Here is a 17,505-nt window from a genome sequence, read left to right on the forward strand (position 1 = left end):
CGCTCCCGAGCCTGCCACCCGCGGCTCACGTGAGGCTGAACAACAGGCGGTCGAACAACCGGGCAGCCTCGTCGACGGCCTGGCGGTCGCCGGTGACGAGCACGTCGAGCAACAGACCACGGCTCGCCGCCACGGCGAGGCGGGCGGCCGCGGGTGCGTCGTCGGGCTTCACGCCGAGGCGCCCGAGCAGCTCGGTCACACCGGGCAGCCAGCCGTCGACGAGGTCCTCGCGCAGCGTGGTGGCGTACGCCCGGCCGACGGCTGCGTGGGCCGACAGCTCGAAGAACAGCACCCCGAACCGCTGGGCGACCTCGACGAGGGTGTCCCAGTAGCGGGCCGAGAGCTGCCGGGCATCGACGGGCCCGCCGGCGTCGGCGCCGGCGAACACCTCGGCGAGGGCGGCGCGTTGGGACGCCTCCACCGCCCGCACGACCTCGGCGAGCAAGCCCTCGCGGGAACCGAAGTGGTGCAGCAGCATCCGATGGCTCGTGCCGACCGCGGCGGCGATCTCGCGCAGGCTGGCGTCGGCCACGCCGTTGGCAGCCAGGTGATCGACGACCTTCGCGAGCAACCGCTCGCGAGCCGTGGTCACGTGGCCGACTCGGCGCGGCGTTTGAGGCCGGCGGCCTCGGTCGCGAGGTAGCGCTTAGTGAGCCGCGAGGTGACCAGGCCGATCAGCACGCCGAGTGGGCCTCGCTGATCGAGCGCCGCCGTGACGCGGCACGAGTCCGGACCGGTCTCTTCCACCACGTGGATGCCCGTGGTCCGCACGCCCGGCGCCCTGCTCACCCACTCGAACCGCCGGCCCTCGTCCAGCTCGGTCACCTCCCACTCGGCCACCGGCAGTCGGGGCTGCCTGATGCGCGCCCGGGCCCCCATGCGGAGCGGCCCGTCCAGCAGCTCCACGCTCGTCACGGTGTCCGTCCACTCCGGCCATCGCTCGACGTCCCGGTAGATCGACCAGGCGGTCGCCGCCGGCGCCGCCACGTCCTGGACTGCTTCGAACCTCATGTACCAAATGGTACACGCTGCTCCGGCCGAACACCTTCGATATGGTCCGCCCGGTGAACGTGCTGCTCCACTACAACGCCGGTCCCCGACTGCGAGACGTGCTCGACGAGGAGTCGACGGACGGCGTGCGGGTGACGTGGACGCCCGAGGGTGACGACGACGCATGGTTCCGGGCGATGGCGACGGCCGAGACGCTGCTGCACGTGCTCGAGCCGGTGACGGCCGAGGCGATGGACGCCGCACCCAACCTGCAGCTGATCCAGAAGCTCGGCGTGGGCGTGAACACCATCGACCTCGACGCCGCCCGGGCCCGCGGCATCGCCGTGGCCAACCTGCCCGGGTCGAACGCCATCGCCGTGGCCGAGCACACGCTCGGCCTGCTGCTCGCCGTCCTGCGCCGGGTGCCGGCGTTCGACCGCGAGGTGCGCGCCGGCACCGGTTGGCCGCTCGCTGCGGAGATCCCCGACGGTCTCGGCGAGGTGGCCGGCCGGGTGGTCGGCCTCGTCGGCTACGGGGCGATCGCCCAGCGCTTCGGCAGCTATGTGGCGGCGATGGGCGCCACGGTCGTGCACCACCGTCGCTCGGAAGGCCCGGACTCGGTCTCGCTCGACGAGCTGCTCGCCGTGGCCGATGTGGTGTCGGTGCACCTGCCGCTCACCGACGAGACACGCAACCTGCTCGACGCCCGCCGCCTCGGCGTGATGCGTCCCGGCGCCGTCCTTCTCAACACCGGCCGCGGCGGCGTCGTCGACGAGCAGGCGTTGGCCGATCTGCTTCGTTCGGGCCATCTCGCCGGTGCCGGCATCGACGTGTTCGAGCAGGAGCCGATCGACATCCCGACCAACCCGCTCGTCGGCCTCGACAACGTCGTGCTCAGCCCCCACGTGGCCTGGCTCACCGCCGACACGCTCGCGCGATCCATCCGCCTCGGCGTGGCCAACGCCCGCCTCGTCGCCCGCGGCCAGGAGCCCGAACACCGCGTCGCCTGACGCCCGAGATAGTGCCAGGCACTATCTCGGGCCGTCACACCCCATCGTCATGATGGCGGCATGCCCCGTCCACCTCGCCTCGACGCGGCCGGCGTGTACCACGTGATGAACCGGGGAGCCGCCCGCCAGACCATCTTCAACACCAGGAACGACGGCCACCGCTTCCTCGCCCTCGTCGACCAGGCCTCCGAGCGGTTCGAGGTGAGCGTCCTCGCCTACTGCCTGATGACGAACCACTACCACTTGCTGCTCCGCGTCCCCGACGGCGTGCTCTCGGCGTTCATGCACCTCGTCGGGTCTCGGTACACGCGGCACTTCAACGACGCCGTCGGACGAGACGGACCCCTACTCCGGGCTCGCTTCCACTCGCTCCACGTGGACTCCGAGGAGTACATGATTTGCGCCGGGCGGTACATCCATCGCAACCCCCTCGACATCCGTCCCCAAGTCGCGCTCGACACGTATCGCTGGTCGAGCTACCAGCAGTACGTCGGGCGGGCCCTGCCACCGCGCTGGCTGTCGACCAGCGAGTTGCTGGCAGCTACCAGCGGCAGCCGGCCTGAGTATCGAAGACTGGTCGAGGGCGACGCCGGTGCGACGCCGTCGATCGGCTGGGCGATTGACGTGGCCATGATGGAATGCGGCGACGCCCCGTTCATCGCTCGCCCCCACGCCCGCCGCACGCTGCAGGTCGCGATGCTGGCCCTGGCGTCCGGTGCGCTGCAGGCGCAGCTCGAGCAGGAGTTGGCCTTCGCCCGCCCCGACGTCCGCGAGGCTGCGGTCGAACGGGTCCTGCGTCGCATCGAGTCAGAGCCGGATCTGGCAGTCGTCGCCGAACGAGCCCGCACCCTCGCCAGTGTCGGGCAGGCGGCTTCCGAGATAGTGCCTGGCACTATCTCGGCAGCGCTCCACTAGTTTCGCCGGGACCGAGACCCTCAGGACCAGCGACCGTTGCCGCGTGGAGCCCCCGCCGGACGTGTTGCCCAGGCTGGCACCCGGACGACCACCCGCGTGGAGTAGGGGTTCGGAAGCCATCGGGAATCACCGGAAACAGCCCATGGTGCATCTAGGATCGATCGACCATGGCATCGCAGGGGGGACGACGTGTACGCCGGGCCGTGCGGCTCGACGAGCGCTCGGCCATCGCCGTGGCCCTCGCCGGCGGCATCGTTGCCGCCTTCTCCGACGTCGATCCCACGGGTGACCGCGTCGTCGGCCGCATCCTCGTCGGCCTTGCCGTGGCCACCGTGTCGTGGGCCGCGGCGTCGGCGCCCTGGTGGGCGGTGGCCGGTGCCACCGGGATCGCCGCTGTCGCAGTCATCGACCCGACACTCACCATCATCGGCGCCGTCGGTTTCGTCGCCTCCCTGTGGGTGGGGGTCCGCAAGCGGGACCTCGCCGTGGTTCGCGCCGGCTGCGCCGCGCTGGCGCTCAACCTCCTGGCCCGCTCCGAGCTCGAAGGCTTCCACGGGGCGTCGGCCGTCATCGGCATCGCCACGGGCTGCGCGCTGTTCGTCTTCGGCATCCGCCGGCGCAGGCGCCAGACCCGCAAGCTGGCGTGGGGCATCGTCGGCGGCGCCGCCGTGCTCGCCACGCTGGCGATCATCGGCTTCGGCCTCGGCGCCGTGCGGGCCAGGGCGATGCTGACCGACGGCGAACGTCTCGCTCGCGACGGCATCGACCAGTTGGGCCGGGGCGAGTTCGCGGAGGCGGCGGTCAGCTTCACCACCGCCGGCGAGGTGTTCACCAGGGCCAGCAACGAGCTGGACCGCCCGTGGGCCCGACCGTCCCAGGTGGTGCCCGTCGTCGCTCAGAACGCCGGCGCGGTCTCGGACCTGGCTGAGGTTGCCGGGCGCACGTCGACGCAACTGGGCGAGGCGTTGGCCGAGATCGACCCCGAACAGCTGCGCCTCGTCGACGGACGTTTCGACTTGGCCGCCATCGAGGCCGTGGCCGCGCCGCTCGAGGCGGTGCAGGCCAGCATCGACGAGCTCGACGCGACGATCGACGGCTCCGACTCCCCGTGGTTGGTGGCCCCGGTCCGCGACCGCCTCAGCCTGCTGGGCGAGGACATCGACGAGAACGCCGAGCAGCTCGACAACGCAGTCACCACGGCGCGCCTCGCCCCGCAGCTGCTCGGCGGCGACGGCACGCGCCACTACCTCATCATGTTCACCACCCCCGCCGAGGCCCGCGGCCTGGGTGGCTTCATGGGCAACTTCGCCGAGCTCACCGTCGACGACGGCCGCCTCACCGTGAGCCGCTTCGGCCGCACCACCGAGCTCAACCTCGGCGGCGCCGACCCGACCGCCCGCCGCATCACCGGCCCCGAGGACTGGGTGGCCCAGTGGGGCCGCTACGGCTTCGTCGACGACGCCGGCACCACCGGATCGGTGCCGTGGTCGAACATCACGATGTCGCCCGACTTCCCGGCGACGGCGCAGGTGGTCGCCGAGCTCTACCCGCAGAGCGGCGGCCGTCCGATCGACGGGGTGTTCGCCATGGACCCCTACGTGCTGTCGGTGCTGCTCGGCTTCACGGGACCGGTGAGCATCGACGCGACCGCCACGGAGCTGAATGCCGACAACGTCGTCGAGTTCCTCCTCGAGTCGCAGTACGAGATCGACGATCGAGCGGAGCGCGTCGACCTCCTCGCCGCCGTCTCCCAGGTGACGATCGACCGCCTGCTGTCGGGTGGTCTACCCAGTCCGGTGCAGATGGCCAGCGGTCTGGGTCCCGTGGTCGAGCAGGGTCGCCTCGTCGGCTGGGCGGCGAACGACGACGAGCAGGCGTTGTTCACGCAGATCGGGCTCGCCGGCGGACTGCCCGAACTGAACGGCGGCGACGGGCTCGCCCTGGTGGTCAACAACGCGGCCGCCAACAAGCTCGACGTGTACCTCGATCGGTCGGTCACCTACGACGTCACGTTCGACCCGGCGACCGGCCAGGTGACGGGCACGGCGACGGTCGTGCTCACCAACACCGCCCCGGCAGGGGGCCTGCCCGACGTCGTCCTCGGCAACGCACTGGAGCTTCCTCTCGGCACGAGCCGCTCGTTGGTGTCGCTGTACTCCGGGCTGACGATCGGCGCGGCCACCCGCGACGGCGCGCCGGTGTCCTACGACGCGGGCCTCGACGGTGAGTGGTCGACCGCTCGCCAGCAGGTGACGCTCGCCCCCGGGGCGTCCACCACGCTGACGTTCGAGATCACCGGCCAGATCGAGGACCCCGCCGACGGCTACCGGATCGCCACCCGTGAGCAGCCGATGGTGATCCCCCAGACGACGACGATCACCGTCAACGGCGCGCCCGTGAGCTGATCCCTGTCAACCACTGGCTGTCGCCGCTGGCAGACGCACGGTCACCCGCAAGCCACCGGACGGCCGGGCGGCGAGCGTGAGGGTCCCGTCGTGCGCCTGGGTGATGCTCTTGACGATGGCCAGACCGAGTCCGACGCCGGTGTGCCCGGTGCGGACGCGCTCGCTGCCCCGCTGGAACGGCTCGACGAGGCGGGAGACGAGCTGCGGCGCCAGCTCCGCTCCGGTGTTCTCCACGGTCAGCTCCACGGCATCGGCGTCGGCCCGCGTGGTCACCCACACCCGGCCTGATTCGGGCAGGTTGTGCACGATGGCGTTGTGGACGATGTTCGTCGTCGTCTGCAGCAGCAGCGGGTGCGAGCCGACGGTCGGCGTCACGTCGCCGGAGGTCTCGATGGTGAGACCCCGTTCCTCGGCGAGCGGCAAGAGGGTCTCGGCGGCTTCCTCGGCGATCAGCGAGAGGTCGACGGGCTCGCGGGTGAACGACCGCTGGTCGGCGCGGCTGAGCAGGAGGAGCGCTTCGGTCAGGTCGATGGCGCGGGCGTTGACGGCGAGCAGTCGGTCGACGAGCACGCCGGTGTTGCATGATGGATCGTCGCGAGCGACGTCGAGGAGGGCCTTGGTGATGGCCAGCGGCGTGCGCAGTTCGTGCGAGGCGTTGGCCGCAAATCGCTGCTGCTCGGCGACGTGGGCCTCGAGCCGGGCGAGCATGGCGTCGAAGCTGTCGGCGAGCTCGCGGAACTCGTCGTTGCGACCCTCCAGCTCGACCCGGTGCGAGAGCGAGCCCGTCGCCGCCAGACGGGTGGCCTTGGTGATCTGGCGCAGCGGGGCCAGCATGCGGCCCGCCAGCAGCCATCCGCCGACGAGGCCGAGCACCAGCAGCACGGCCAGCACGATCGACGCCTTCGGAACGAACGCGTCGAGCAGGTCGGAGCGGCTGGGACTGCGCAGGACGGGCACCGGGCTGGCGCCGGGAGCGACCACCTCGAACCCCTCCCTCGGATCCGGGACATAGCGCAGGAGGAAGACCCACACGACGGCGAGCAGGCCGGCGGCGACCGCCATGACGACGCCGGCATAGCTGAGGGTGAGCTTGAGGCGGACGCTGAGCCCCGGCGACCGTTCCACCGTCAGCTTCCTTCGCCCGCGCCGCCTCCCGAGATAGTGCCTGGCACTATCTCGGGGCTTACGTCGATGCGGTAGCCGACGCCCGGCACGGTGGCGATCAGCCAGGGCTCGCCGAGCCGCTTGCGCAGCGCCGACACGGTGATGCGCACGGCGTTGGTGAACGGGTCGGCGTTCTCGTCCCACCCACGCTCGAGCAACTCCTCGGCGCTGACCACGCCGCCCTCGGCTTCGACCAGCACCTCGAGCACGGCGAACTGCTTGCGTGTGAGGGCGACGTAGCGGCCGTCCCGGTACACCTCGCGGCGGAACGGATCGACGCGCAGGCCGGCGATCTCCCGCACCGGCGGACGGCGGTGGGCGCGGCGACGATCGAGGGCGCGGAGGCGCAGTACGAGCTCGCGCAGCTCGAACGGCTTGGTGAGGTAGTCGTCGGCGCCGAGCTCGAAGCCCGACACCTTGTCGTCGAGCCGGTCGGCAGCGGTGAGCATGAGGATCGGGATGCCGCTCCCCGAGGCGACGATGTGCTGGGCGATCTCATCTCCCGACGGCCCGGGAACGTCGCGGTCGAGCACGGCGATGTCGTACGCGTTGACGTCGAGCAACCCGAGCGCGGCGTCGCCGTCGCCGGCGATGTCGGCGGCGATCGCCTCGAGGCGCAGACCGTCGCGGACCGCTTCGGCCAGCAACGGCTCGTCCTCGACAATCAACACACGCATGGATTCGACAGTAGGAGTCGCACCCACCGTATGGGGGGTCGCCTATTGCGGGCGTATGCAAAATCCGCGACGCCGGCGCAACACGGCGGCCGTCTGACTGGCCGCCATGAACGACGGCGACCGAATGGCGATCACGTGACGGCTGCGACTGGCATCACCGCCTACGGCTGCGCGCCCGACGAGGCGGCGCTGTTCCGGGAGTTGGCCACCGAGCTCGACGTCGAGGTGACGATGACGGCCGAGCCGGTGAAGTTCACCAACGTCGCCCTGGCCGCCGGCAACCGGTGCATCAGCGTGGGCCACAAGTCGCGCATCGCCGGGCCGACGCTGGCGGCGCTTCGCGAGGTCGGTGTGCGCTACATCTCCACGCGCAGCAGCGGCCACGACCACCTCGACACCAGCTGTGCCGCCGGCCTCGGCATCGAGGTGGGCAACGTGCACTACTCCCCCGACAGCGTCGCCGACTTCACGCTGATGTTGATGCTGATGGCCCTACGCAACGCCCGATCGATCCTCCACCGCGCCGAGCAGCACGACTTCCGGCTCGACGAGGCCCGCGGCCGGGAGCTCCGGGACATGACGGTGGGCGTCGTCGGCACCGGGCGCATCGGCAGCGCCGTGATCGATCGCCTGCGCGGCTTCGGTTGCGCCGTGCTCGCCCACGACCGCCACCCCACCTCGCCGGCCACCCACGTCGGTCTCGACGAGCTGTTGCGGCGTAGCGACGTGGTGACCCTGCACACGCCGCTCGACGCGAGCACGGTTCATCTTCTCGACCGCAAGCGCCTGGCGACGATGAAGCCCGGCGCCTACGTGGTGAACACCGGGCGAGGAGCCCTCATCGACACCGAGGCACTCGCCGACGCGCTCGAGAGCGGCCGGCTGGGCGGTGCGGCACTGGACGTGCTGGAGGGCGAAGAGGGCGTGTTCTACGTCGACTGCCGCCAGACCACGGTCGAGCGCAGCCTGCTGACCAGGCTGCAGTCGCTGCCCAACGTGGTGGTCACGCCGCACACCGCCTACTACACCGAGCGGGCGCTGCGCGACACCGTCACCAACTCCATCGTCAACTGCTTGAACTTCGAGAGGGACCACGCAGCATGGGCAAGCTGAACCTGGCCGTCATCTTCGGCGGCACGTGCGAGGAGCATCCGATCTCGGTGAAGTCGGCACGAGAGGTCGCCGAGGCCATCGACCGCGACCGCTACGAGCCGTTCTTCATCGGCATCACACGCGACGGGGTCTGGAAGCTGTGCGACGAGCCCGGCGACGACTGGGAGCACGGCGACGGTCCGCTCGTGGTCGTGTCGCCCGACCGGAGCACGCATGGCGTGGTCGTGCACGACGGGAGCCGTTCGACCACGATCCGCATCGACGTCGTCTTCCCGGTTCTCCACGGCCGCTTCGGTGAGGACGGCGCCGTGCAGGGCCTGCTCGAGATGTCGGGCATCCCCTACGTCGGTTGCGACATCCAGAGCTCGGCGTTGTGCATGGACAAGTCGCTCACCAACCTCGTCGTCGGCAGCGCCGGCATCCCGACGCCGAACTTCCGGACGGTGACGCCGACCGAGCCGATCGATCCCGACGGCTTCGCCTATCCGGTGTTCGTCAAACCGGCCCGCTCGGGCTCGTCGTTCGGCGTGACCCGAGTGGAGACGAAGGAGGAGCTGGCGGAGGCGATCGAGGTGGCGGGCAAGTTCGACTCGAAGGTGATGATCGAGGAGGCGGTGGTCGGCACCGAGGTCGGGTGCGCGATCCTCGGCAACGGGAGCGAGCTGTTCGCCGGCGAGGTGGACGAGGTCCGCCTGTCGCACGGGTTCTTCCGGATCCATCAGGAGGCCGAGCCCGAGACCGGTTCGGAGAACTCCACGTTCGTCGTCCCCGCCGACATCCCGGCCCAGGCACGCGAGCGGGTGCGGGAGACGGCCATGTCGATCTACCGCGCCCTCGGCTGCCGGGGACTCGCCCGCGTCGACCTGTTCCTCACCGACGACGGCACCCTCGTGCTCAACGAGGTGAACACGCTGCCCGGCCTCACCTCCTACAGCCGCTACCCACGGATGATGGCGGCCGCCGGCCTGTCGCTCGGCGACGTGATCGACCGCGTCGTGACCCTGGCGTTGCAGGGCTGAGCGACATGCACGACGACTTCGCCTTTCTGGACGAGGTGGTGCCCGGAGTGCGCTGGGACGCCAAGTACGCCACGTGGGACAACTTCACCGGAGGCCCGGTGGAGGGCTACCTGGCCAACCGCATCATGGGCACCAGGGCGTTGTGCGTGGCGCTGGCCGACGCCCGGGATCTGGCCGCGACGATGGGACTCGGCCTGCTCGTGTGGGACGGCTACCGCCCGCAGCGGGCAGTCGACTGCTTCGTCCGCTGGTCGAAGCAGCCCGAGGATGGCCGGACCAAGCATCGTCACTATCCCCACATCGACCGCTGCGAGATGTTCGAGCAGGGCTACGTGGCCACCAAGTCGGCGCACAGCCGCGGCAGCACCGTCGACCTGACGCTCTTCGACCTGGAGACCGGCGATCTCGTACCGATGGGAGGCGGCTTCGACCTGATGGACACGAGCTCCCATCACGGCGCCAAGGGCATCACCCGGGATGCAGCAAGAGGTCGCCGCCAGCTCCGGGCGATCATGGAAGCCTCGGGATTCGACGCCTATCCCCTCGAGTGGTGGCACTACACCCTCAGCGACGAGCCCTACCCGGACACCTACTTCGACTTCCCGGTCGACTCCCCGATCGCGTCCGCGGTGTACGCCGCAACCGCGGTCAGATGGCGATGACCTCGGAGCCGTCGGTGCGGTAGAGGTGGAAGGTGCCCGAGGCGTCACGACGCGTGCGGTAGCCGCCGATCTTGAACAGGTTGTGCCTGGCACACATCGGACCTGAATTGCTGGGCGCGGTCGCACCACCCTCACTGCGGGGAATCGTGTGGTCGATCTGTCGTGGAGCACGCCCGCAGCCGGGCCAGATACATCGATGGCTGCCGTCGATGGCAGCTTGCAGGAAGGCCGCCTCCCGAGCGGACCCGGTGAACAGCGCGTTGCGCTTGCCGAGGTCGATGAGCACGCCCTGGCCGTCGATGACGACACGGCGCACCCTGAAGAGAAGGGCGGCGACCACAGCGTCGGCGGGGTCGACCGGTGTGCCGCGTGTGGTTCGGCACATCGACGGCCGTCCGGTGGACGATCGGGGGGCGGCCAGTGCCGCGGCGACCGCGGCCGTGATCCACTGCTCGGCCTCGGTGGGAGCCGGTGGAACGGCGCTGGAATCGTCCGCGTCGACGCCGGGATCTCCGGAGTCGACCTGATCTCCGGCGAGATCGAGGCGGATCGAGCCCACGTGCTCGCTGAGCGTCGGGCCGGCCGCGCCGAGCGAGTCGTCGACCGGCCCACGCATCGTGGCCGCGCTGCGGTGCCGATGCAACGGATCGAGCAGGTTGAGCAACTGCTCTTCGAATGTCTCCTGGTCGATGACGATGTCGACGGTGACCTTGATGGGCGACCCGTTCAGCGGTGCGGAGGCAGCGGCCTCGAACAGCTTGAGGAGGGCGTCGCCGCGCCGCTGCTGCGGCGTTCGCGGCAAGCGGGAGGGACTCCAGTCGTCGCCGTCGGTGGCCTTGGCCTGGTCGACGTCGTAGCGGTACTCGGCGTCGAGGAACGCCTCGAAGATCTGCTGCGCGATCTCGGCCTGCACCCCATAGAGCTGGCCGCGCAGCAGCGTGACCTCACCGACCGTCAGGAAGCGGACATCGCGATGGCTGTGCGACTCGTCGCGGTCGCGATGACCGCCGTCCTGATCGGTGAGGCGCGCCCAGTCGTCGATGTCGAGGGCGAACTCCTTGAACGGCTTGGTGGCTGCCGCCCACAACGCGACATCGATGTTGTCGGCGAACTCGCGGGAGATGCGGCGGTTAGACCACACCTGGGCCAGCTTGTTGGCGTGGGCCAGGCTGATGTGGCCCGATGCCAGCGCCTCGGCGACCTGTGGGAACTCACGACCGAGCCGCCCGACCCTGTGGGCTCGCACGACGTCGTCGGGATGCGTACGGACACCCGCCCGCATCCACGACTTGGCGTCGGCATGACCGTCGACGTGGTAGAGACCTCGGCGCTCGACGGCGGCCACGACCGCGGCCGAAGCGTGCCCGGCCGCCCGCACGGCCCGCTCGATGTTCTGCACCACATCGATCAACTCTCGGTTCGTGCCGCAATCGGCCAACCGCTCGATCCGCGCGGTGACCCCTGACATGAACTCGTCGACCAGCGCGCCGAGCTCCGCCGTCAACGACCCCGTCGGGGTGTCGGTGGTGGTGCTCGAAGCGGACATGAGACCAGTATGACGATCCCCTGTTACAGGGTTTCCGACGGTCCCGCAACGCTCTGACCAGGTGCGACGCGAACGGGGCTCCGAAGGGCGCACACGCGACGTTCAGGCAACGGCCACCTCGTGCAGCCGACGCAGCCGGACCAGCGCCCGGTGACCGGGGATGGAGAACGTGACGTAGCCGTGCCCGGCGGCCTGGATGGCCCCGGCGTCGATGAGCCGCCGGCGGTAGACGCCGGCGTGGGTGATGCTGAGTCCGAGGCGGGCCGCGACCTCGCTGGTGCTGCTGGCCGCCTCGTCGACGGCCATCGCCTCGAGGTATCGCTGGGCGGCCGGCGACACGGCGAGCTCGCGCAGTCCGACCACGCCCTCGAGCAGCTCGCGCTCGCAGCGCGGCAAGGCGTCCCGGACCGCGGCCTCGTCGATGTCCCCGTCGCCGCTCGATCGCCACGACCAGTAGCCCACCAACTGCAGCATGTAGGGATACCCGGCCGTCGCAGCGACGGCGAGGTCGAGGGCGGCCGAGCTGAAGCCGCCGCCTTCGAGCGCGGCCGTCCGCTGCAGGCCCACCCGGACGGCGCTGGCCGAGAGCTCGTCGATGCGCGGCTTGGTGCAGCGGCGCAGAAAGGTGGCGAGGTCGTCGACGTCGGCGACGGGCAGCCCGGCCACCACGATGGCCACCGGGCGGTCCTCGCGGATGAGGTGCTGGATGGCGTTGCCGAGATGAGCGACCTCGGATCGTGGCGCCGTGTGGATCTCGTCGACGGTGACGAGCACGCCCGCCGCCGCAGCTCCGCGACGATCGAGCACCCTGGCGATCGCATCCCTGAGGAGCGGGGAGCCCCGCTCGCCGGCGGCGAACTCGATGGACGCGCCGACCACGGGCGTGGTGATACCGGCGGCCTGCACACGGCGACGCGGTTGGGCGCGCTCATCGGCCTGGGTCAGCAAGCGCCTCGCCACCCGCTCGGCGAGCGACCCGGGCGACTGCGCGTCCTCCTGCACCACCAACCATCCGGCATGGGCGGCGAGATCCTGGATCTCGTTGAGCAAGACCGTCTTCCCGCTCCCCCTCGGCGCCCGCAGCCACGTGGTCCGGTGCGGGTCGAGCACAGAACCGAACGCCGCGCCGATCTCTCCCAGCACCTCTTCGCGACCGACGAGAATCCGCGGCGACGTGCCGAACCCGGGCGTGAAGGGGTTGGCCGCCATCAGTGCACCTTGTTATAAGTACGGCCCGCGATATAACGAAGTACAAGGCGAGACCGGTCGACGGCAACGGCGACGACGGGGAATCGGGCGCTGGGCATGTGGCCAGTATGAACAAGCCCTGTCACTGGGTTTCCAGGCCGCCCTCGACGCCGCGACCAGGACGAAGCGTCGCGCGAATCGTGCCGGCCGCGCGCGGTCCGACCGGCGCCCGCCGTCAGGATGCGCGAGGCCGCTGCCAGTCGACCGACACCTGGCCCCCGTTCATCACGTACTCGGTCCAGATGACGCCGTTCCAGTAGCGAGCCTCGTGGCGGCCGGCGGGATCAGTCATCCATCCGGCGGGTGCGGCCCGCGGCGTCGCCGCTGGCAGCTTGACGTTGGCCGGCTCCACGGTGACGGGCAATCGAACCGCCGACGCGGCGACGGCGGACTTGACCGGCCACACGGGCACCCCGGTCGGCGCCCAGTCGGCGCCGTCTGCGCCGGACGGGCCGCTCGTCTCCTGGTTCGACCTGGCGCTGCGACCGAACACGCTCCGGGTCAGGTTGGCGAGAGCTCCCATCGGTCAGCCCTCCTCGAGCGTCGTCACCACGCCCTGCGTCTGATGCCGTCGTGGTCGGGACCGTTCGTCATCACGCCATCCCCGTCGACCATCGCACCGATCGCCGCCATGTCCGGAACACTGCGCGAACCGCGCAACAAGGCCGCCTCGAGTGGTCTCCGCCGTCACCGCCATCACCATCCTTCCGGCCGAGGCTCCGCCGCGCTCGACCGCCCGCGATCGTAGACATCCTCGACGGCGACGTCACATGCGACCGACGTTCCCGTCACCAGATGACCTGATGCGGCGCCGACCCAGCGGCCCAACCGTCTCGCGACGCTCATCCGGATCGCCGCGAACGGGTACCGGTCTGGCTACTGTGACGATCGAAGCTGCGACGCCGCTCGAACCAGGGTGGGCCTTCCGGAACAGGGCCGACGTGGTGTTCAAAGCGTCCATTCCGATGATCGTGGTGGTCATGACGACAAGAGATTCCGAGGGTGTCAGGTGACGAGGGTGTACCTGAGCGCCCCCGACGTGGGCCCGCTGGAGCGCGACTACTTGCTGCGCGCCTTCGACAGCGGCTGGATCGCCCCCGCCGGCCCCGACCTGACGGCGTTCGAGTCGGACATCGCAGCGATCACCGGCTGGCCGGGTGCGGTGGCCCTCTCCAGCGGCACGGCAGCGCTCCACCTCGCCCTCCTCGGCTGCGGTGTCGGACCCGGCGACGACGTGCTGGTGTCGACGTTCACGTTCGCCGCCTCCGCCAACGCCATCAATTACTGCGGCGCCAACCCCGTGTTCGTCGACAGCGACGCGACCTCGTGGAACATGAGCGCGGCGCTGCTCGCCGAGGCGATCGACCGTGGTCGCCGCGCCGGTCGCCTGCCAAAGGCAGCGGTGGTCGTCGATCTCTACGGCCAGACCGCCGACTACGACGCCATCGCGCCGCTGCTCGCCGAGCACGGCATCGCCCTCATCGAGGACGCCGCCGAGGCCCTCGGCGCCACGTACAAGGATCGCCCGGCCGGCGCCCTCGGTGACGTGGGGGTGTTCTCGTTCAACGGCAACAAGATCATGACCACGAGCGGCGGCGGCGTGTTCGTCAGTCCCGACGCCGACGCCGCCGACCGGGTGCGCTACCTGGCCACGCAGGCCCGCCAGCCCGCCGTGCACTATGAGCACACCGACATCGGCTTCAACTACCGGCTGAGCAACCTGCTCGCCGCCCTCGGCCGGGCTCAGTTGGAGCGACTCCCGCAGATGTCGAAGCGCCGGCTGGAGATCAATCAGCAGTACCGCGACGTCCTCTCCGACGTCGACGGTCTGACGTTCATGCCGGTGCCTGAGTGGAGTGGCTGGAACGGATGGCTCACCTGCGTCGTGCTCGACGACACAACGACACGCGACGCCATCGTCGCCGCCCTCGACGCCGCCGACATCGAAAGCCGCCCACTGTGGAAGCCGATGCACCTCCAGCCCGTCTTCGCCGGCGCGCCCGTCGTCGAAGACGGCACCAGCCAGGATCTGTTCGAGCACGGTCTGTGCCTCCCCAGCGGAAGCATCCTCAGCGAGAGCGACGTCGCCCGCGTCGCCGACATCGTCGCGTCGACCGTCAGGTCTCGCCCATGAACTCCGGCATCGTCGCATGGCCGTCGGCACTCACGCCGTCTCGCCGCACGACCGACATGACCGTCCGCGCCAGGATGCGGATGTCGAGCCACACCGATGCGTTGTCCACGTACCACACGTCGAGGGCCAGCTTCTCCGGCCAGCTCAGCGCGTTGCGTCCGCTGACCTGTGCCCAGCCGGTGATGCCTGGCTTCACGTCCAGCCGGCGGCGCTGCTCTGCGCTGTACCGCTCGACGTACTTCATCGGCAGCGGACGGGGACCAACCAGGCTCATGTCCCCCTTCAACACCGACCACAGCTGCGGCAACTCGTCCAGGCTCAACGATCGCAGCCTCGAACCGAGCGGCGTCAGCCGATCGGCATCCGGCAACAGCTCACCGTCACTCCCCCGCTCGTCCGTCATCGTTCGGAATTTGGGCACCACAATCGCCACGCCGCCGCGTCCCGCCCGCTCCTGGCGCAGCACCACGGGCCGACCAAGTCGTAGGCGAACGGCTGCGGCAACGAATCCAGCGAACGGCGAGAAGACAATCAGGCTGAGCACGGCGCCAGCGACATCGACCGTGCGCTTCGCCGCTCGACCCACCAGACGCGGTTCACGTGCCTCACGTGTCTCACGCATGGTCCGCACAGTACGACCGGCATGAGATCCCCGACCACATCAGGTCCCATAATCATCGTCGGAGCCGGCGGATTCGGGCGAGAAGTCCTCGACATCGTCGAGGCCATCAACGTCAGCGGCGGGGACATCGACTTCCTCGGATTCGTCGACGACGGCGACGTCGACGAGGGGCTGTTGCACCGTCGGAGCTCCAAGCTCCTTGGGCCGTCGTCGATCGTCGTTCACCTCGCAGCCAAGTACGTGATCGGGATCGGTAGCGGAGAGATCCGCCGAAGGCTGGCGACCGAGTTCGACTCACTCGGCGCTGAAGCAGCAATCTTGGTGCATCCGGCGGCCACGATCGGCGGCGACTCCCACCTCTCCCCCGGCTGCATCGTCGCCGCCGGTGCTCGCGTCACCACCAACATCCGGCTCGGACGCCACACCCAACTGCACGTGAACTCCACCGTCGGTCACGACTCGACCCTGAGCGACTTCGTATCCGTCTACCCCGGTGCCACGGTGAGCGGAAACGTCACGTTGGCGCACGGCGTGACGATAGGTACCGGTGCCAACGTGTTGCCGGGTAGGTCGGTCGGAGCCAGCTCGATGGTCGGCGCCGGTGCCGTCGTAACCCGAGATGTCGAGCCAGATTCAACCGTCGTCGGCTCACCGGCGCGATGCCTATGAGTTCGAATCGACGAGCGGCCTGGACAGTTGGTGATCGATGAGAATCACCATGATCACCCAGTGGTGGCCCCCTGAACCGGCAAACGTCGTCGGGGCGCTCGGGGCCGAACTCGGCCGACGTGGTCACGACGTCGACGTTGTGACCGGGTTTCCCAACTATCCGATGGGTGTGGTCTTCGACGGGTATCGCCAGCGCCTCCGTGACGTGAGCGACAGATCCGCTGGCGTCCGGACGATACGAGTGCCCCTGTTCCCCAGCCATGACCAGTCGGCCGTGAAACGGGCAGCGAACTACCTCAGCTTCGCGGCGAGCGCTTCCGCGATCGGTCTCGCATCGGCACATCGACCGGATGTTGCGTACGTCTACCACCCGCCGATGACGTCTGCTTGGCCCGCGCAGCTACAACGCCTCGTGCGAGGAACACCTTTCGTTCTCCACATCCAAGATCTCTGGCCGGAGAGCGTTCTCGAAGCAGAGATGGTTCGGAACTCCAGCGGGCAACGCCTCCTCCGGGCGGCACTCGATCGGGCGTGTCATTCCGCGTACCGGGCCGCGGCGCACATCGTCGTTCTGTCCGAAGGCTTCAAGCGCCTCCTCGTGGAGCGTGGCGTGCCGTCGTCGAAGATCTCGGTCGTGTTCAACTGGGCAGACGAGGCCGTCTTCGCACCAAGGACAGCCGACCGGAGTGTGCGCGATGGACTGGCGCCGATCGACCAGCCACTCGCCTTGTACGCGGGCAACCTCGGCGACTACCAGAACCTCGAGGTCGTCGTCGAGGCGGCGTCGAGATTCGGCTCTCGACTTCACCTACTCCTGATTGGCGAAGGCATCGCGCGGGAACGGCTCGAATTGCTCGTGAAACACTGCGGTGCTCACAACATCACGATCGTGCCGAGGGTGCCACCGGAGCAGATGCCGCCGATCCTCGCCGCGGCGGATGTGCACATTGTCTCTTTGAAGGACCTGTCGTTCTTCCGGGCAACCATTCCGGGCAAGACTCAAGTGGCGATGGCCTCAGCCAAGCCGCTGATCATGGGCGTCCGAGGCGATGCTGCCGAGCTGGTGTCACGGGCCGACGCCGGTTGGACCTGCGAGCCGACCGTCGGCGGCTTCGTCGCGGCCTTCGAGCAATTCGTCGCCTCATCCCAGCACGAGCTCATCGCCCGTGGTGAGCGTGCGCGAGCGTTCTACGAGCGAGAACTCTCGCTGAGTGCCGGGGTGTCCGCGATCGAGGACGTTCTCGACGGCGCACGGTGGCAAGGCCGATTGACGCTGACCGCACCCAAACACGAAGGAGCGCAGTGAACCCGATCGTTGACCCGGCAGTTCT

The 17,505-nt window shown here is 69.6% G+C and carries 17 protein-coding genes; 9 read left to right on the forward strand and 8 right to left on the reverse strand.

What is annotated here, in order from left to right:
- Window positions 1-25 precede the first annotated feature (25 nt).
- Both DN771_RS11895 and DN771_RS11900 read right to left on the reverse strand, forming a co-directional pair.
- A complete protein-coding gene (locus DN771_RS11895; protein ID WP_116997598.1) occupies window positions 26-592 on the reverse strand; it encodes a TetR/AcrR family transcriptional regulator in 567 nt (188 codons plus the stop codon).
- A complete protein-coding gene (locus DN771_RS11900) occupies window positions 589-1,011 on the reverse strand; it encodes an SRPBCC family protein (RefSeq protein WP_116997599.1) in 423 nt (140 codons plus the stop codon). Before DN771_RS11900 ends, DN771_RS11895 begins: the two co-directional genes overlap by 4 nt.
- A 53-nt stretch (window positions 1,012-1,064) precedes the next feature.
- Here DN771_RS11900 and DN771_RS11905 point away from each other — a divergent pair, with 53 nt between their 5' ends.
- The 3 genes from DN771_RS11905 (at window position 1,065) to DN771_RS11915 (ending at window position 5,320) form a co-directional block, all read left to right on the forward strand.
- Entirely contained in the window at window positions 1,065-2,000 is a 936-nt protein-coding gene (locus DN771_RS11905; protein WP_116997725.1) for an NAD(P)-dependent oxidoreductase, read from the forward strand.
- Window positions 2,001-2,060: 60 nt separating this feature from the next.
- Window positions 2,061-2,915, forward strand: coding sequence for a transposase (locus DN771_RS11910; RefSeq protein ID WP_116997600.1), 855 nt, complete (start codon window positions 2,061-2,063; stop codon window positions 2,913-2,915).
- 167 nt (window positions 2,916-3,082) lie between these two features.
- Window positions 3,083-5,320, forward strand: a complete 2,238-nt coding sequence (locus tag DN771_RS11915) for a DUF4012 domain-containing protein (protein ID WP_162941841.1) — start codon at window positions 3,083-3,085, stop codon at window positions 5,318-5,320.
- A 6-nt stretch (window positions 5,321-5,326) separates the two neighbouring features.
- On the opposite strand, the gene DN771_RS11920 is transcribed toward DN771_RS11915, so the two are convergent.
- Together DN771_RS11920 and DN771_RS11925 are read right to left on the reverse strand one after the other, a co-directional pair.
- Window positions 5,327-6,445 carry a sensor histidine kinase gene (locus tag DN771_RS11920; protein ID WP_116997602.1) on the reverse strand — a complete coding sequence of 373 codons (1,119 nt, stop codon included), beginning with the start codon at window positions 6,443-6,445 and terminating at the stop codon, window positions 5,327-5,329.
- Window positions 6,446-6,447: 2 nt separating this feature from the next.
- Window positions 6,448-7,161: a response regulator transcription factor gene (locus tag DN771_RS11925; protein ID WP_116997603.1), complete on the reverse strand. Its 714-nt coding sequence runs from the start codon at window positions 7,159-7,161 to the stop codon at window positions 6,448-6,450.
- Between the two features lie 135 nt (window positions 7,162-7,296).
- Between DN771_RS11925 and DN771_RS11930 the strand changes: the two genes are divergently transcribed.
- The 3 genes from DN771_RS11930 to vanX are packed head-to-tail and all read left to right on the forward strand — an operon-like array spanning window position 7,297 to window position 9,955.
- Entirely contained in the window at window positions 7,297-8,274 is a 978-nt protein-coding gene (locus DN771_RS11930) for a D-isomer specific 2-hydroxyacid dehydrogenase family protein (protein ID WP_227462321.1), read from the forward strand.
- Complete coding sequence (vanA, locus tag DN771_RS11935; protein WP_116997605.1) at window positions 8,262-9,293, forward strand: D-alanine--(R)-lactate ligase; 1,032 nt, start codon at window positions 8,262-8,264, stop codon at window positions 9,291-9,293. Before DN771_RS11930 ends, vanA begins: the two co-directional genes overlap by 13 nt.
- A gap of 5 nt (window positions 9,294-9,298) precedes the next feature.
- Window positions 9,299-9,955, forward strand: a complete 657-nt coding sequence (gene vanX / locus DN771_RS11940; protein ID WP_116997606.1) for a D-Ala-D-Ala dipeptidase VanX — start codon at window positions 9,299-9,301, stop codon at window positions 9,953-9,955.
- Here the strand turns inward: vanX and DN771_RS11945 are convergent.
- The 3 genes from DN771_RS11945 to DN771_RS11955 all read right to left on the reverse strand — a co-directional run bounded on the left by DN771_RS11945 (window position 9,942) and on the right by DN771_RS11955 (window position 13,272).
- A complete protein-coding gene (locus tag DN771_RS11945) occupies window positions 9,942-11,501 on the reverse strand; it encodes an HNH endonuclease (protein WP_116997607.1) in 1,560 nt (519 codons plus the stop codon). The two genes, vanX and DN771_RS11945, sit on opposite strands and share 14 nt — an antisense overlap.
- Window positions 11,502-11,603: 102 nt before the next feature.
- The gene (locus DN771_RS11950) at window positions 11,604-12,710 is read right to left on the reverse strand and encodes an ATP-binding protein (RefSeq protein WP_116997608.1); all 1,107 of its coding nucleotides are present in this window, start codon (window positions 12,708-12,710) and stop codon (window positions 11,604-11,606) included.
- A 214-nt stretch (window positions 12,711-12,924) separates the two neighbouring features.
- Window positions 12,925-13,272: a DUF2510 domain-containing protein gene (locus tag DN771_RS11955; RefSeq protein ID WP_116997609.1), complete on the reverse strand. Its 348-nt coding sequence runs from the start codon at window positions 13,270-13,272 to the stop codon at window positions 12,925-12,927.
- Window positions 13,273-13,767: 495 nt separating this feature from the next.
- Between DN771_RS11955 and DN771_RS11965 the strand changes: the two genes are divergently transcribed.
- On the forward strand, window positions 13,768-14,883 hold the full coding sequence (locus tag DN771_RS11965) for a DegT/DnrJ/EryC1/StrS family aminotransferase (RefSeq protein ID WP_276113685.1): 1,116 nt from the start codon (window positions 13,768-13,770) through the stop codon (window positions 14,881-14,883).
- On the opposite strand, the gene DN771_RS11970 is transcribed toward DN771_RS11965, so the two are convergent.
- Window positions 14,867-15,505, reverse strand: a complete 639-nt coding sequence (locus DN771_RS11970; RefSeq protein ID WP_116997612.1) for a sugar transferase — start codon at window positions 15,503-15,505, stop codon at window positions 14,867-14,869. The genes DN771_RS11965 and DN771_RS11970 overlap by 17 nt on opposite strands.
- A 21-nt stretch (window positions 15,506-15,526) precedes the next feature.
- Here DN771_RS11970 and DN771_RS11975 point away from each other — a divergent pair, with 21 nt between their 5' ends.
- Complete coding sequence (locus tag DN771_RS11975) at window positions 15,527-16,174, forward strand: NeuD/PglB/VioB family sugar acetyltransferase (protein WP_205528551.1); 648 nt, start codon at window positions 15,527-15,529, stop codon at window positions 16,172-16,174.
- A gap of 37 nt (window positions 16,175-16,211) precedes the next feature.
- Window positions 16,212-17,480, forward strand: a complete 1,269-nt coding sequence (locus DN771_RS11980) for a glycosyltransferase family 4 protein (protein ID WP_116997613.1) — start codon at window positions 16,212-16,214, stop codon at window positions 17,478-17,480.
- The last annotated feature ends 25 nt before the right edge of the window (window positions 17,481-17,505 follow it).

It is taken from the genome of Desertimonas flava (assembly GCF_003426815.1).
Lineage (GTDB): Bacteria > Actinomycetota > Acidimicrobiia > Acidimicrobiales > Ilumatobacteraceae > Desertimonas > Desertimonas flava.

Bases quoted from the DNA above. Each gene is read 5' to 3' on its own strand.
- vanA (WP_116997605.1), top strand. From the start codon at position 8,262: ATGGGCAAGCTGAACCTGGCCGTCATCTTCGGCGGCACGTGCGAGGAG.
- DN771_RS11925 (WP_116997603.1), bottom strand. From the start codon at position 7,161: ATGCGTGTGTTGATTGTCGAGGACGAGCCGTTGCTGGCCGAAGCGGTC.
- DN771_RS11950 (WP_116997608.1), bottom strand. From the start codon at position 12,710: ATGGCGGCCAACCCCTTCACGCCCGGGTTCGGCACGTCGCCGCGGATT.
- DN771_RS11975 (WP_205528551.1), top strand. From the start codon at position 15,527: ATGAGATCCCCGACCACATCAGGTCCCATAATCATCGTCGGAGCCGGC.
- DN771_RS11970 (WP_116997612.1), bottom strand. From the start codon at position 15,505: ATGCGTGAGACACGTGAGGCACGTGAACCGCGTCTGGTGGGTCGAGCG.
- DN771_RS11980 (WP_116997613.1), top strand. From the start codon at position 16,212: ATGAGAATCACCATGATCACCCAGTGGTGGCCCCCTGAACCGGCAAAC.
- DN771_RS11900 (WP_116997599.1), bottom strand. From the start codon at position 1,011: ATGAGGTTCGAAGCAGTCCAGGACGTGGCGGCGCCGGCGGCGACCGCC.
- DN771_RS11915 (WP_162941841.1), top strand. From the start codon at position 3,083: ATGGCATCGCAGGGGGGACGACGTGTACGCCGGGCCGTGCGGCTCGAC.
- vanX (WP_116997606.1), top strand. From the start codon at position 9,299: ATGCACGACGACTTCGCCTTTCTGGACGAGGTGGTGCCCGGAGTGCGC.
- DN771_RS11910 (WP_116997600.1), top strand. From the start codon at position 2,061: ATGCCCCGTCCACCTCGCCTCGACGCGGCCGGCGTGTACCACGTGATG.
- DN771_RS11955 (WP_116997609.1), bottom strand. From the start codon at position 13,272: ATGGGAGCTCTCGCCAACCTGACCCGGAGCGTGTTCGGTCGCAGCGCC.
- DN771_RS11945 (WP_116997607.1), bottom strand. From the start codon at position 11,501: ATGTCCGCTTCGAGCACCACCACCGACACCCCGACGGGGTCGTTGACG.